The organism is Streptomyces sp. ISL-36 (assembly GCF_018614205.1).
Taxonomy (GTDB): Bacteria; Actinomycetota; Actinomycetes; order Streptomycetales; family Streptomycetaceae; genus Streptomyces.
Window position 1 is genome coordinate 25,344 of the sequence record NZ_JAGGOS010000084.1, and the last position, 13,978, is coordinate 39,321.

The 13,978-nt window shown below is 69.9% G+C and carries 9 protein-coding genes; 8 read left to right on the top strand and 1 reads right to left on the bottom strand.

Features of this window, described 5'->3' with window-relative positions; genetic code table 11:
• The first annotated feature begins 91 nt into the window (after positions 1-91).
• The 3 genes from J7E93_RS21770 to J7E93_RS21780 all read left to right on the top strand — a co-directional run bounded on the left by J7E93_RS21770 (position 92) and on the right by J7E93_RS21780 (position 2,703).
• The gene (locus J7E93_RS21770) at positions 92-829 is read left to right on the top strand and encodes a hypothetical protein (RefSeq protein WP_215071605.1); all 738 of its coding nucleotides are present in this window, start codon (positions 92-94) and stop codon (positions 827-829) included.
• Positions 830-944: 115 nt separating this feature from the next.
• A complete protein-coding gene (locus J7E93_RS21775) occupies positions 945-1,457 on the top strand; it encodes a toxin-antitoxin system, toxin component (RefSeq protein ID WP_215071606.1) in 513 nt (170 codons plus the stop codon).
• 13 nt (positions 1,458-1,470) lie between these two features.
• Entirely contained in the window at positions 1,471-2,703 is a 1,233-nt protein-coding gene (locus J7E93_RS21780; RefSeq protein ID WP_215071607.1) for a DUF6545 domain-containing protein, read from the top strand.
• Positions 2,704-2,776: 73 nt separating this feature from the next.
• Here J7E93_RS21780 and J7E93_RS21785 read toward each other — a convergent pair whose 3' ends face one another.
• On the bottom strand, positions 2,777-6,145 hold the full coding sequence (locus J7E93_RS21785; RefSeq protein ID WP_215071608.1) for an ALF repeat-containing protein: 3,369 nt from the start codon (positions 6,143-6,145) through the stop codon (positions 2,777-2,779).
• Between the two features lie 605 nt (positions 6,146-6,750).
• Between J7E93_RS21785 and J7E93_RS21790 the strand changes: the two genes are divergently transcribed.
• From J7E93_RS21790 to J7E93_RS37270, 5 genes are all read left to right on the top strand, one after another.
• On the top strand, positions 6,751-7,275 hold the full coding sequence (locus tag J7E93_RS21790) for a hypothetical protein (RefSeq protein WP_215071609.1): 525 nt from the start codon (positions 6,751-6,753) through the stop codon (positions 7,273-7,275).
• A gap of 54 nt (positions 7,276-7,329) precedes the next feature.
• Positions 7,330-8,976, top strand: a complete 1,647-nt coding sequence (locus J7E93_RS21795) for a trypsin-like serine protease (protein WP_215071610.1) — start codon at positions 7,330-7,332, stop codon at positions 8,974-8,976.
• Between the two features lie 485 nt (positions 8,977-9,461).
• Positions 9,462-11,273, top strand: a complete 1,812-nt coding sequence (locus J7E93_RS21800) for a M6 family metalloprotease domain-containing protein (protein ID WP_308368739.1) — start codon at positions 9,462-9,464, stop codon at positions 11,271-11,273.
• Positions 11,270-12,103 (top strand): hypothetical protein, encoded by an 834-nt coding sequence (locus J7E93_RS21805; RefSeq protein ID WP_215071612.1) that lies wholly within the window; start codon positions 11,270-11,272, stop codon positions 12,101-12,103. The genes J7E93_RS21800 and J7E93_RS21805 overlap by 4 nt, the downstream gene beginning before the upstream one ends.
• The gene (locus J7E93_RS37270; RefSeq protein WP_308368740.1) at positions 12,100-13,119 is read left to right on the top strand and encodes an alpha-L-glutamate ligase; all 1,020 of its coding nucleotides are present in this window, start codon (positions 12,100-12,102) and stop codon (positions 13,117-13,119) included. The genes J7E93_RS21805 and J7E93_RS37270 overlap by 4 nt, the downstream gene beginning before the upstream one ends.
• The last annotated feature ends 859 nt before the right edge of the window (positions 13,120-13,978 follow it).

The following is a 13,978-nucleotide window of genomic DNA, read 5'->3' on the forward strand; positions in this document are numbered from 1 at the left end:
GGCGTGATCGGGGGAGCGGGGGATCGGTGATGACGGATCAACGGTGGTTGCTAGCCTTGCAGGGCCTCGTCCGAAAACCGCGGGAGTTCTTGTGAGTGATGGGCCTGCTCAGGACCTGATGGGCACGGTGCGTCGGATCGACTCGCTGTTGGACCGCATGGGATTGAACCGCGGGGACGTGCTGCGGGTGGAGGGCGAGGGTGGGCTGTCGTACGCCTCCGGGGTGGCCGTGAACGAGGTACGGGAACTGCTGCGTGGCGAGCGGTCCGCCGAGTCCGGCCCGGATGTGGACATGGTCGAGGCGCGCCACCGGCGCGTGGTCGAGCGGATCCTGTTCCTGCGCGCGACGCGGTTGCGCGCGGCCGCGGACGGCAGCAGGCGGGCCTACTCCCTGGCGGAGATCGCGGCCGGCGCGGGAACCAGTGCGCAGTGGCTCGACAAGATGATCAAGACAGGCAGGGCACCGAACCTCGACCACGCCGCCGGGATCGCGGCATTCTTCGGAGAGAAGATCGAGTTCCTGGTCGCCGAACCGGCCGAGGCGCTGGACCGGGTCCTGCAGCAGATCCACAAGGACCTGCTGGAGCGGACCGTGGAGCGCCAGGACCAGGACCTGCGGCGCCTGCGAACCGCGGGGCCCGCGAGCGAGGTGGATCCCGCCCTCGGCGTTGTCGCGTACGCTGCCCGGGCTCTGGCCGACGTACCGGACGACACCGCCCAGCCCCTGATCGCCCTGATCGAGTCCGTCGCTCGACGTTCCCGGGAGGAGCGTGCCCGGGAGGCCCGCGCGGCGCTCGAGAACGGCGTGGTGCACAATGACGTCGATTGACCGCAGCGGCGTGGAAACCATGTCTCACCAGCGGTAACGCGCAAGGAGCGATGCATGGGGGGCTGTGCATCCGGGACGAGGGACGGGTGGCACGGGCGTGGGGGTCTCGCGAGAGATGAGACGGTATCGCGACGCGCTGTTCATGGGTCTGCCGCAGCCGGTTCCCGAGCGACCGGTGGAGCTGCTGAAGGCGTTCTGCGTGTGTGCGGCACGGAGCAGCGGGCGCGAAGTGCGCCTGATGCTCGAAGAGTTCCCGCCGGACACGGTGACGGGCCTGTGGCTGGACATGGGCGACCACGACCTGATCGTCGTCGAGGCGAACACCTCTCCTCTGCACCAGGTCGTGATCCTGGGGCATGAGCTGTGGCACCTCAAGGAGGGGCACGTCGGCCATGGCAGCGCGGCCGGTGCGAGGGCCGCGGCCCGCATGCTGGGGGACCGCTGGAGCCTCTCCGACGCAGTCACCCACGTCGCCGCCCGTACGGAGCCGGACCTCGAAGAGGAGCGGCGTGCGGAAGAGTTCGGCCGGATGCTGGCCGACCGGGTGAGGCCGTACTTGGAGCGCAGACGTGGCACGACACCCTCCGGCGGAGTGCCCGGCCGCATCTGGGCGTCGCTCAGAGGATGACGGGCGAGAAGGCGTGAATCTCTACATCCCGGCCGCCGCGCTCGGCATCGTGCTGGTCGTCAAACTCCCCTCGTTGGTGAGGCGCTGGCACAGCCCCGTGGTCCGCAGCGTCAACGCCGTGATCTTCCTGCAGGCCGCGGCGTTCTTCTTCTCGGCGCCCCCGACCATCACGGTCGTCAACGAGATGACCGGCGTCAGCAACTTCTCCGCGGTACTGGTCTACTGCATTCTCTCCGCCTACGCGTGTGCCTCCCGGGTCCTCATGGAGAACTGGCGCGAGGACGTGGAGGTCCTGCCCCACACCCGCCGCCGGGTCAGGCGTTGGATATGGGGCCACGGTGTCGTGACCGTCCTGCTCATCGGCTGTTTCGTATGGGGCGAGGCGCCGGTCGAACGTCAGCGTGACTTCGAGACGTATTACGCCAACACCCCCTTCATGCGCGAGATGGTGCTGCTCTGCCTGTTCGCCGTCACCGCCGCTGCCGCCGCGGCGGCAGCCGCGTGCTGGAAATGGGCGCGAGACATCCGCAGGGAGCTCCCCGAGCGGAGGACGCCGGCCGGAGGCTTGCTGCGCATCGGGCTCACCGTCCTGGCCGTCGGCTTCCTGACCAACGTCACCTACGGTACGGCCAAGCTGGCCGCGGTCGTGGCCGCCTGGAGCGGCCGGGACTGGGAACCGCTCAACCGGGCGGCGATGTCCTTCGCCTGTCTCGGCACCCTCCTCGTCGCCGTCGGCTTCCTCATCCCCATCGTCGGACCCTGGATGACCCCACAGGTCTTCGGACCTCTGCGGACGCTGCGCTCCCTGGGTCCCCTGCGGCGAACGATCGGCGGCGTCGGCGGTCCCCGTGGCCGGATGCGGCTCTCCACTCCCTGGTACGCCGGCCCCGGCCGGCGCCTCACGGACCGGATGACCGACATCCACGACCGGATGCTGGAGCTGGGGGCGTACTGCTCGGAGGACGTACGGGCGGACGCCTACGCCCGGGCCCTGGAGGGCGGCAGGACGGAGGCCGAGAGTGTCGCCTTCGGCCTGGCCGCCATGTTCAGGGCTGCGGCGGACGCCCGCGCCCTGAAGATGCCCGCCGACAAGGAACAGGGCGTGGTGGCGGTTCGGGCGCTGCGGGCCGCCGAAGCCGAGTACCCCGACCTTCTGGTCGGCATCTCCCGGGCTCTTCCGGCCCTGGCCGTCATGCCGTACGGGGGTCCTGCCGGAGCGGCGGCTTCCCCGAGTCGGGACCGGTAATCCTCCGGGCAGTCGCCCGAGGTCCGGCGGCATCGCTGCCACCGGACCTCAGGGTGTTCCGACTCGGCACCGATCAGTGCGCGGTCAGCCGGTTGACGATCGCGCTGAAGCCGTCATATGCGGCGCTCGTGAGCTCCTTGGCGACGTGGGGGACGTCCTTCGCCAGCGTGGCGATCACCCTCCCCTTCCCGAAGGTGATGAGGCTGAGCCCTGCGACGCCGAGGGAGCTGTAGAACTCCTCGCTGCCGAATCCGTAGCCCATCCCGGTGTAGAACGCGGTCGCGAAGTCGAAGACGACGGCGGTCACACTCAGGACGAGTGCCACCGTCTCAAGAGCCATGGTGACGGGAAGACCGACTCCGGTGAAGCCGACGGCCACACCGCCGAGACCGGCCACGATGCTGCCCACGCCGGCGTAGAAGGCCACTTCATGGCTGCGGTGGGCAGCAGCCTTCCACTCCGACTTGGGTACACCCCACCTGACCTCGTCGTGCTCGGAGGCGTCGGCCAGGTTCGTCCTGGCGGCCTCGGCCGCCGCCATCGCTTCCGCGGCCAGCTGGGCCTCTGCCCTGTCCTGCGCCTCCCGCTTCTGCACCGCCTCCAGACGAGCCTCACCGGCCGCGGCGGCCGCCTCTGCCGAGTTCTTGCCCGCCAGGATCGCGGAGGCACGGGCCTGAGTCGCCCACGCCTTCGCGTTGGCCGCGAAGGTGATCGCGGTGCGAGCGGACTTGATGGCCTGGTTGGCGGAGAAGTTCGCCGAGCGGGCGGCGACGCGGGCGGCGACCGCTGCCTGCTTCGCCTGGTCGGCCGAGGCCTGCGCCTGGCGGGCGGACGCTTCGGCCTGGTCCGCGTATGCGTTCGCCCGCTCAGCGGAGGTGGCGGCTCGAGTGGCCGCCTGCTGCGCCTTCCCTGCCCACAACACCGCTTCCTCGCCGGCCTTGCGAGCCGTGGCCGCTGCCTCCTGGGCGCGGGCGGCATCCTCCTGCGCCTTGTCGGCGATCCTCGCGGCGGCGGCGATGGCACCCTGCATCGCCGCGACGTGGGTGGCGAAGTCGTGGTCCAGCTGCGCGGTCTCGTACTGGGCGGAGGCGATGAACTTCCGGCGCATCCAAGCGGGACCCTCGAGAGCCGCCTGGGCATGGGCCTTGGTGTACGGACCCGCGGTCTGGAGGAGGGCCGCGGTGGCCACCGCGTCGTCCTCCCGCTGGGCCTTCTCGAACGTGACGGCGAGGAACTGGTGCAGCGCCTCGGGCGTTCCCGCGTCCAGCGCGGCGTTGGCCGCCTCGGTCACCGCGCGGCCGGGCTGCTGGGCCAGCAGGCGCGCGACGATGACGCGGTTGTCCGCCCCCGCCGCCTGGATGGCACCGGTGCGCAGGAACGTCGCGGCAGCGTCGGGATCGCTGCTGTTCAGCGCCGAGGTCGCGGCGAAGGCGACCTTCGAGGGGGAGATCCGGGCGAGGTGGACGGTGGTCTCCCGGTCGTCCTGCCGTTGTGCGATCTGCCGGTCGCTGTCGACCCAGGCGTGGACGTCCGCGTCCGTACCGGCCAGGGCGAACTGGGCGGCCTCCCGGGACCAGACGCCGTGGGAGTCCATGACGGCGAGGGCCGCCTTGCGGCCCAAGTCGGCGGCCGCTGCCAGGTTTCCGGCCCGCAGCGCCGATTCCGCCTGCGCGATGAGGTTCTTCGTCGCTTGGGAAGTCTGCTCGGCCTGGGCTCGCTTCGCCTCGGTCTCCGCCTTCCAGCGGACCTCGGCCTGGGCGAAGAGGCGCATTTCCTCGATGGCCCGCTGCACCTCGTGGTCCAGCCGCTGCTGTTCGGCCTCGCGCGCGTCCTTCTCCACCTTGATCGCCTCGACGACCGCTGCCGTGGCCTTGTCGGCGGCCAAGGTGGCCTCGTTGGCGAACTCGGTGGACTTGTTCGCGTAGTCCACCGCCTGACCGGCGTACGTGACGGCCCAGTCGCAGGCCTCCGCGGCCTTGATCGCATGGGCGGCCGCACTGTAGGCGGCGTTCCGGGCGTTACGCGCGGCGGTCGCGGCCGCGCTCGCGAGAGCCTGCGCCGTCCCGGCGGCGTTGGTGGCGATCCGGGCGTTCGTGGTGGCGATCTGTGCCTGACGCGTGGCTTCCGCGGCCTCCGACTGGGCCACACCGGCCGACCGCTCCGCGGACCTCTGGGCTGCCTCCGCCGTGGCGGCGGCCTGGCGTGCCGCGCCCGCGGCGTTGGCACCGATGTCGGCGCACTGCTGCGCGGCGTTGGCGGCCTGCTCGGCCTGATCCGCCGTGGCCCGGGCCTTGGCGGCGACGTTCCGGGCGAAGACGGCGGCATCCTTGGCCTTGCCGGACAGAGCGGCGTCCTTGGAGGCGGCGATGGCCGCCCTGTACGCCGTTGACGCGGCGGTGCCCGCGGCGGCTGCCGCCTGGCTCGCGGCCATGGCGGCGTTCGCGGCCCGACGGGAAGCCTGAATGGCGGCATGGGCGGCGTTGGTGGCCATCCGCGCCGCGTCGGACGCTCCCCTCGCGGCCTCGGCCGCCTTGCGGGCCGCCTGGGCGGCCTTCACGACGTCGTTCTCCGCCAGGCGGGCCTCGGCCTCCGCCGTCTCCGCGGCTTGCTTGGCCTTGGCCGCGGCTTCCACGGCCCGGGCGGAGGCCTCTTCGGCCTGCTTCGTCTTGGATTCGGCTGTCCTGCCCTCGCGTTGGGCGACGGCGAGGAGCTCCTCGATCTTGGACCGCTCCTGGTCGCGGGCGCGGGCGATGTGCTGGCCGGTGTCGAGGAACCACTCGACATCGGCTTCCGTACCCGACAGCGCCCTGTTGGCGTACTTCTGCACCTCCGGGCCCGCCAGCATCAAGAGCTTGGAGGCCTCGACGCGCGAGTCCTCCAACCTGGCCGTGAACTGGTCCGTGGTGAGGAACTTCTCGAGCGCGGCAGGGGAGCCGTCGGTGAGGGCGGCGTTGCCCGCCTTGGTCACGGCCTTCCCACTGGTGGACATCACCGTGACGGTGGCCACTCGCAGGTCCTCCACGTGGGCGGTCTTGAAGCCGCCCGCGAGGAACGCGGCGATGGCGGAGTCCCCACCGTTGAGCGCGGCGGTCGCCTCACGACGGGTCCCCTTGCCGGCCACCGCGAGGCTGCTCAGGAGCGCGGCGCGGTTGTCCACCGCGGTCTCCGACGCGAGTTTGACGGCCAGGAAGTTCTGCACGTCGGCGTCCGACCCGGTCAGGGCGGCAGCGGCGGCGGCACGAACTGCCTTTCCGCCCAGCACCCATGCCTTGACGACCTTGGCGCGGTCGGTGTCCGGCAGCAGGAACGGGTCGTCCTGCGGAGGCGCTGTCTCGGCCCAGGCTGCCGTGGGATTGAGGACGAGGCTGGAGGTGGTGACGACGGCAGCAGTGGCCGCGATGGCGCCGAGAATGCGCCGCCTACTCCAATAAATGGTGTCCAAAACGGTCCTTCGCTATCGGCGCATGGCACGCTGCAAAAGAGTGCGGCGGGTCCAGGGCGGCAAGGTGTGAGTCGCGTTTCAATCGTCGGACCTTGGAACGCATTGCGAGGTCCGAGAGGCGCGCAGCCTGACCCTACCCGGGACACGCGGCGTTGGCTAGACAGTAGTTGATGGTCAATCAACGGTCGTTTATTCAACCTCATTCAGTGGGGCTCGACCGGCTGTCGACCGGTCACTCAAATCGGGCGCAAACGGCCCCGAGTGACACGTACTCCCAGGTCAGCTCCTACACTCCATGTGAGCCACGTCACCTACCCAGGGCCTCGCCGAAGCCCATCCGCTGCGCTTGATCCCACTCGTACGGCGCTTGGTGCACGGGCGTCCTCGCGTCTCCGACAATGCGGCGGAATTGATTGACAGGCTGTCACGTGCGTTTTGTTGGACTTGATTTCCGCTCCAGGTGTGCGGTTAAGATCCCGGAGGAAGTTGGGGGCTTCCAAGGAGAGACCACCCGTCTTTGACGCATCTCTTGTTGGTTGGACATGAGCCTTCGCATCCGTATGGCATCTTCCGGGCAGTGACCGGAACTGAGGACTGGGGTAGGGATGAAGGCACGTAAGACACTCGTCCGCACGGTGGCCGCGGCCACGGCGGCCGGCGCCCTCGCATGGATGGCGATCACGGGCGCCGGCGGTGCCACCGCAGGCGGGACGAACGCGGACACCACCGCGATGAAGGCCATCGCAGATGAAGGCCCGGGCTACGCCATCGAGGACTTCGGCTACCCGAACGCCGACAAGATCCTTGCCGAGCAGAACATCACCCTCAAGCGAGGCGATGGCCACATCCTCCTCGCCGACTGCGCGAGCGCGACCGACCTCCTGGAGGTCTGGTCCCGCGCCAAGGAGAAGATCTGCTTCAAGGTCACCGGCACCACCGGCTACCTGACGCTGGAGATCCCCTCGGTCTTCGCCGTCAAGGGCAACGACTACTCCGCCCAGGTCGACATGAAGGTCGGCGCGGAGGAGAAGACGTGGGACGTGAACAAGAACTCCTGGACCGCGGTGGGCGAGAGCGCCGACGAGCAGGGCCGCGAGTTCATGCTCATGGAGATCCGCACCTCCAAGTAACGCCTCCACGGCACCCGTTCGCTTCCCAGGCACCTGTTCACCGAAGGAAAAACCATGCTCGCACCCCGTCTGCGCCCGGCGCGGACAACCGATCTGCTCGTCGCCGCCACCACGGTCGCCGCAGGCCTGATCTCGGCCGCCCCCGCCCTGGCGGTATCCGGTCCCGAGGCTCCGGCCGACCAGTACAAATCCGTCGTCAAGCTCAACATCGGCGACGAGGCCAACTCCCGTGCGTGCACGGCGACCCTGGTCGACGCGAACTGGATCATCACGGCCGCCAGCTGCTTCGCCGCCACCCCCGGTACCTCGGTCCCGGCCGGCAAGCCGGAGCTGAAGTCCATCGCCACGCTGTCCGACGGCAAGGCCGTCGAGGTCGTCGACCTCGTGCCCCGTACCGACCGCGACCTGGTCCTGGCCCGCCTGGCCACCGGCGCCACCGGTCTCCCGTGGACCAGGTTCGCCCCCGCGGTTCCCGCGGCCGGCACCGACCTCACCGCCGCCGGGTTCGGACGCACGAAGACCGAGTGGGTCCCCGACAAGCTCCACACGGGCACCTTCACCACCAACGCGTCCGACACCGGCACCGTCACCATCACCGGTAAGGGCACCGACGCCATCTGCAAGGGCGACACCGGCGGTCCGCTCCTCAACGCGGCCGGCCAGCTCGTCGGCGTCAACAGCCGCTCCTGGCAGGGTGGTTGCCTCGGCACTGCGGCCACCGAGACCCGCACCGGGGCCATCGCCGCACGGGCCGACAACCTGAGCGCGTGGTCCGCGGAGGTCCGCTCGCTGACCGCCGGCTGGAAGACCGAGGCCGTCGTCCAGGCGGGCACCTCCCTCTACCAGGGCATCCGCATGGATGACGGCGCCTGGACCGGCTTCACCGACGTCCAGACCAAGGCCGGCAACATCGGCGGCATCCGCACGGCCACCGTCGCCGGGATCAACGGCGACACCCACGTGGTGGCGCTCGGCACCAACGGCCGGATCTACCACACCATCCGCAAGGCGGACGGCACGTGGGGCACCTTCGGGGACGTCTTCGGCGAGGCCGGCGCGCTCACCAACGTCACCCAGGTCTCCGCCGTGTCCACCGGCACCGAGATCCAGGTGGTCGCGGTCTCCAACGGCAAGGTCTTCCACACCGTGCGCCGCGCGAACGGCACCTGGGCCCCCTTCGGTGACGTCGCCTCCGTGAGCAGCCCCATCAGCGGCGTGACCTCGATCGCCACCGCCAACACCGGCGGCGAGCTCCAGGTCATCGCCGTCACCGGCGGCAAGGCCTACCACACCCTGCGCGCCACCGCCGGCCACTGGACCGTCTGGGGCGACGTCGCCCAGGCCGCCGGCGCCACCGGCCCGATCACGTCCGTGGCCATGGCCGGCATGAGCAGCAACGCCCACGTCATCCTCGCCACCGACAACGGCACCCGCCAGTACCACACCGTCCGCCTCGGCAGCGGCTCCTGGAGCCCGGTCAAGGACCTGACCGCGCACCTCGGCAACATCACCGTCAAGTCGGTGGGCGCGGCCGGTGTCGACCGCGACGTCGACATCGCCTTCACCACCAGCGACAACCGCGTCGTGTTCACCAGCCGCAACACCGCTGGCGCCATCTTCACCAACCCGGTCACCGTGCCCACGATCCAGGGCATCGCGGCCACCCCGCTCGGCTCCATCGCCCTCGCCGGCACACTCTGATCCCGACCCGGCTCTTCACGCCCGCCCACCCGCCCCCGTCCACCGCGGGGGGTGGTGGGCGGGCACAGCCATGGCTGACCCCGCCCCCTACGGGGGTGGTGGGCGGGCACAGCCATGACCGGACTGTCCGGCTGTGAACAGCCCGCCGTGTGACGGAGTGCCCGGGCGGGCCACAGCCGGACAGTCGGGGCACGCGCCGTTGGATCATCCCGCGTGTGATCACGAGCATCGCGTCGTCGGGCAGCAGCGACCTGTTCCGGCCTGACACTCGCCGAGGACGACGCCGTGGGCGGCGCGACATCGCGAGGGACGTGCCTGTCGGAGGCGGGAGAACGCGGACCGGGGGGCGACTCGTTCGGCGCAGCACATTTTGCGGGCGGCGCTTGCCCTTGGGGACATTGGAAGGCGAGGACAGCCGCAGTCGATGTCCAAGAGCCGGGTCTTCCGGCGTGCGGACCTGTGGCAGGCCGATGAGGGAGGGCGACGTGCCCGAGCGCCTTGAGGAGTGGACTGCCACCGCAGCGTGGGCCGACTTCTGTGCCGTTGCCCCCAGTCCTGAACTCCGTCGGCGGATCCAGGACGAGATGGCATCGCTCCAGTTGCCGCACGCAGGGCTTGCCGAGCTCGCCAGGTTGGGGCGATCGCCTCGCTGGCCGGGATTCGACGACGGTCTGATCTATCCGCCGGGGGAGTTCGCCCCGGGCACTCCGTCCGCCACGATCCGCTCCGCCGCCGCCGAACGAGCCCCCCTGCAAGGCAAGCTGAAGATCGCCGTCATCATGGTGGACTTCTCCGACCGGGCGATGGGTGTCGGTGTCGAGCATGTCCGGGACCTGTTCTTCTCGGAGGGCAAGCTTCCCAACGGAAGCGTCCGTGAGTACTTCCGCGAGGTGAGCGGGGGCAAGGTCGAGCTGGAGGGCACGGTGGTTCCGACCGTCCGCCTCCCCAAGGAGCTGACCTGGTACGCCCATCACAACTTCGGCGTCGGCCGCGGTGGCCAAGGCCCCGCGCGGGCTCCCCAGATGGCCGACGACGCCGTGGTGAAGGCCAACCCGGTCCTGGATTTCAAACCCTTCGACAACGACGGCAACGGGTACATCGAGGCCATCGTCGTCGTGCACGCGGGGCCGGGAGCCGAAAGCACCGGAAACCCGCAGGACATCTGGTCGCACAAAGGAGTACTGCCGGCGGCCAGGCCCGTCGACCGCGTCAAGGCCTACGGCTATATGGCGGTCGGCGAGGACGCCACGATCGGCGTCTGCGCCCATGAGCTCGGGCATCTGCTGTTCGGTCTGCCCGATCTCTACGACCCGGACGACAGTTCCATGGGCATCGGCAACTGGTGCCTCATGGGCACCGGCTCCTGGACGGGCGACGGCGGGGAAGTGCCCGTGCATCCGTCCGCCTGGTGCAAGCTCAACCAGGGCTGGGTGACCCCTTCCGTGGTCAGCTCGTCGGGTGAGGTGTCCTTCACCGACGTGAAGACCTCCCGCGTGGTGCACCGGCTGTGGACCAACGGGGCCAGCGGCCAGGAGTACTTCCTGATCGAGAACCGCCAACGGGTCGCATACGACGCGGGCCTGCCGGGTCATGGGCTGCTCATCTGGCACATCGACGAGAGCCGGCCGGACAACTCGGACGAGAACCACCTCAAGGTGCGGCTCGTACAGGCGGACAACAAGCGTGATCTCGAACTGAGGCAGAACACAGGCGACCAGGGGGACCCCTATCCCGGCTCCACCGAGAACGTCGCCTTCTCCGCCACCAGCAAGCCCACCTCCCACTCCCACGCGGGTGGGTCCACGCTCGTCGCTGTCACGGGGATCTCGGGATCCGGGCCGACGATGAAGGCCAAGGTCAGCGTCAGCGGTGGGAAGGACCAGACCAAGGACAGCAAGGACAGCAAGGACAGGAAGGACAACACCAAGGACGGCCACAAGGACGGGGGGGAGGGCGGCGGCGGGGGTGGTGGGGGTGGCGGCGGCAAGACCAAGGACCATCCGTTCGCCCCAGGCAGAAAGGGAGGCACGGAACTCGAAGTGGCCCCCTACTGCGCGGGTGAGCCAGGCGCTCTCAGCACCCTGATCCTCGAACTGCAGGCCCGGGTGACCGCACTTGAGCAGACGGTCGCCGGGACCGTCGACGAGGACGAGGGCGAGCCCTTCATCGGTGCTGCTCTCCGTCCCGATCTCACCGCGGGGCCGCAGTACGACCGCGACGACGACAGCCTGCGGCGTTCTGCCGAGGCGGGCGACCCACTGGCCAAGCGGGCGTTCGACAGCAGGCCGGGACAATGATCCGCCCCGTCGTCGTCCTCGCGGACCAGCACGACACCGGAGCCACGGCCGTGGTCTCGGCCCTGACCGGACATGGCGGACCCGACCGGGTGACCGTCGTACGCCCCCATGAACTCGCCCGTGCCCGGTGGCAGCACCGCGTGGACGCGAAGGGCGCGACGACCACGCGGATCGTCCTACCCGACGGAGGGGTGCTCGACGACCGGAACATCGGTGCCGTACTGCACCGGATGCCCTATGTGCCGCCCATGGGATTCCTGGCCGCCCAGGTCAAGGACCGCCATTACGCGACGGCGGAACTGCACGCACTCGTCGCCAGCTGGCTGCACGGCATCGCCTCCCGCGTCGTCGGTCCTGTCATGACCTGCCCCGCCCCCGCCGCACAGATGTCCGAGTCGATCGTGCACTTCCACGCCTGGCAGTGCGGACTGCCCGTTGTCCGTCGCTCCAGCGCCACGCGGGCCGGACTCCTCGATCCGACCGTCACCGGCGAGAGGCTCGTCGCCCTGATCGACTGGCCCGGCGGGAGCTCCGCCCGGGTCCCCCTCATGAAGCTGCCCGAAGAGCCGAGGTCGGAAGCGCGGCGGCTGCTGATCGCGGGCGACCGGGTCATCGGCGCGGGGGCCGAGGAATACGGGGACGCCTGCCGCCGACTCGCCGCGCGCCTCGGGACGACGCTGGCGGAGGCGCACATGGTAACGGTGGGAGACCGGCCGGCTCTCGCCCGGGTCGACCTCTACCCACGCCTGGACATGCCGAGCCACGCCGACGCCGCGGCCGATCTGCTGCTGACCGTCGAAGCGCGGTCCCGGGCGGTGAGCATTCGGTGATCGTCTTCTACGGCTGGCAGAACGAAACCCCCCTGGCACAGGCGATCCAGGCCGCGCGGCAGGCGGGCGCCGACCACCACGTCGTGGACCAGGCCCAATTGCATCGGTACGACCTGATGACACGGTTGCCCGAGAGCGACGGTTGGCTGGCCGCCGACGGTGTACGGATCGCTCTGGACGAGATCACGGCCGTCTACGCGCGCCCCCTCCACCCGCCGGCGCACGCCAAGGACCCCGCGGAACGCGCCCGCGTCGCCGCCCTCCACCAGGAGTTCGTCGACTGGCTCGACCGCGCACAGGCGCTCGTGCTCAATCGCCCACAGGCCATGGCGTCCAATGCCTCCAAGCCCTACCAGTCACAGTTCATCGCCGCCGCCGGATTCCTCGTACCGGAGACCCTGGTGACCAACGACCCGGACGACGTGCGGGAGTTCCAGGCATGCCACGGCCGCGTCGTCTACAAGTCGCTGAGCGGTGTGCGCTCCATCGTCCGCGAACTCGGCCCGGCCGACATGGACCGGCTGGATCGGGTGCGCCGGCTGCCCACCCAGTTCCAGGAGTACGTCCCCGGCACCGATGTGCGGGTCCACGTCGTGGGAGAGCGTACGTTCGCCGCGGAGGTCGACTGCGCGGCGACCGACTACCGGTACGCGGCCCAGGACGGACTGGAAGCCGTCCTGAGGCCGCGTGAACTGCCCGCCGACGTGGCCGCCCGCTGCGTCCGGCTGGCCGGGGACCTCGGCCTTCCCTTCGCCGGGCTCGACCTCAGAGTGCGGCCGGACGGGGGGTGGGTCTGCTTCGAGGCGAACCCGATGCCCGCGTACAGCTACTTCCAGGACGCTGCGGGCCTGCCCATCTCCACGGCACTCGTCGATCTGCTGGCCGGGGCGGCGCGTCACCCGTGCTTGACCGTGAACCAGAGCTCGAACGTGCCGCCGTTGCGGTCGTCCCCGCTGGGCATCCGCAGATTCGAACGACGAGTCTCGGGATCGAGGAACACGTCTCCGTCGAGGTAGCGGTCGCGATGACTGGACATGATCGTGTTGCCCTTGACGACCAGACGGCACCACAACACGGGATCCAGCTGCAGATTCACGAGTCGCGTCTGTACTCGCCGGACCAACGTGGCGGCGGAGTCCGTGGGTGTCCACACGAGCGTGTACACATCCTCATCGCTGCCGCCTGCCTCGATCTTGTACGTGACGTCCCCGTCCAGGGTGATCGCCTGGTAACCGGCGATTCCGCGGGTCTCCCATTGCTGCATGTCGCTGCTGGTGAGGGGATAGGGCAGGTCGAGGACGACGAAACAGTTGAGCCGGGTCACGGTCGCCGGATCCAGTGCCTCGGACACCGTGACCACGATGCCCGCCTCGAGGTTGCTCGCCATGATGCCGAAGGCCGGCATCGGGAGCGTGGGATCCGGTTCGATGGGCTGCCGGCCGGGTCCGACATCCGTGATCTGGACGCCCTCCTGCTTGGGCAAGCCGCCGGAGGGCCTGACGCACAGTTTGTCGATCGCGTCCTGCACCGTCGTCACGTCCAGCAGATCCGGGCAGGTGTTGTTTCCGTCGTACGCCGTGCGGTGTGCGGTCAGGAGCGAGGCGGTGAAGTCCACGGGCAGCCCCGTGGGATTGCCGGCGCGATCCAGTAGTTCGGCTCGGGCGATCTGGACGTCCGTCCCGGAGTCCACGCTCCAGTCGACGCTCGCGAGGCCTTGGTCGTTGGTCGTGACGACGGGCGGTGTCCCGACGGAAAGTGTGCCGCCGCCGCGGGTCACCGTGAATCGGACCTTGGCTCCCTTGACCGGGATCCCGCCGTTGGAGACGCCCACCACGAGAGGTGCGGGGACGATCACGAGCGCCGCACCGGCTTGAA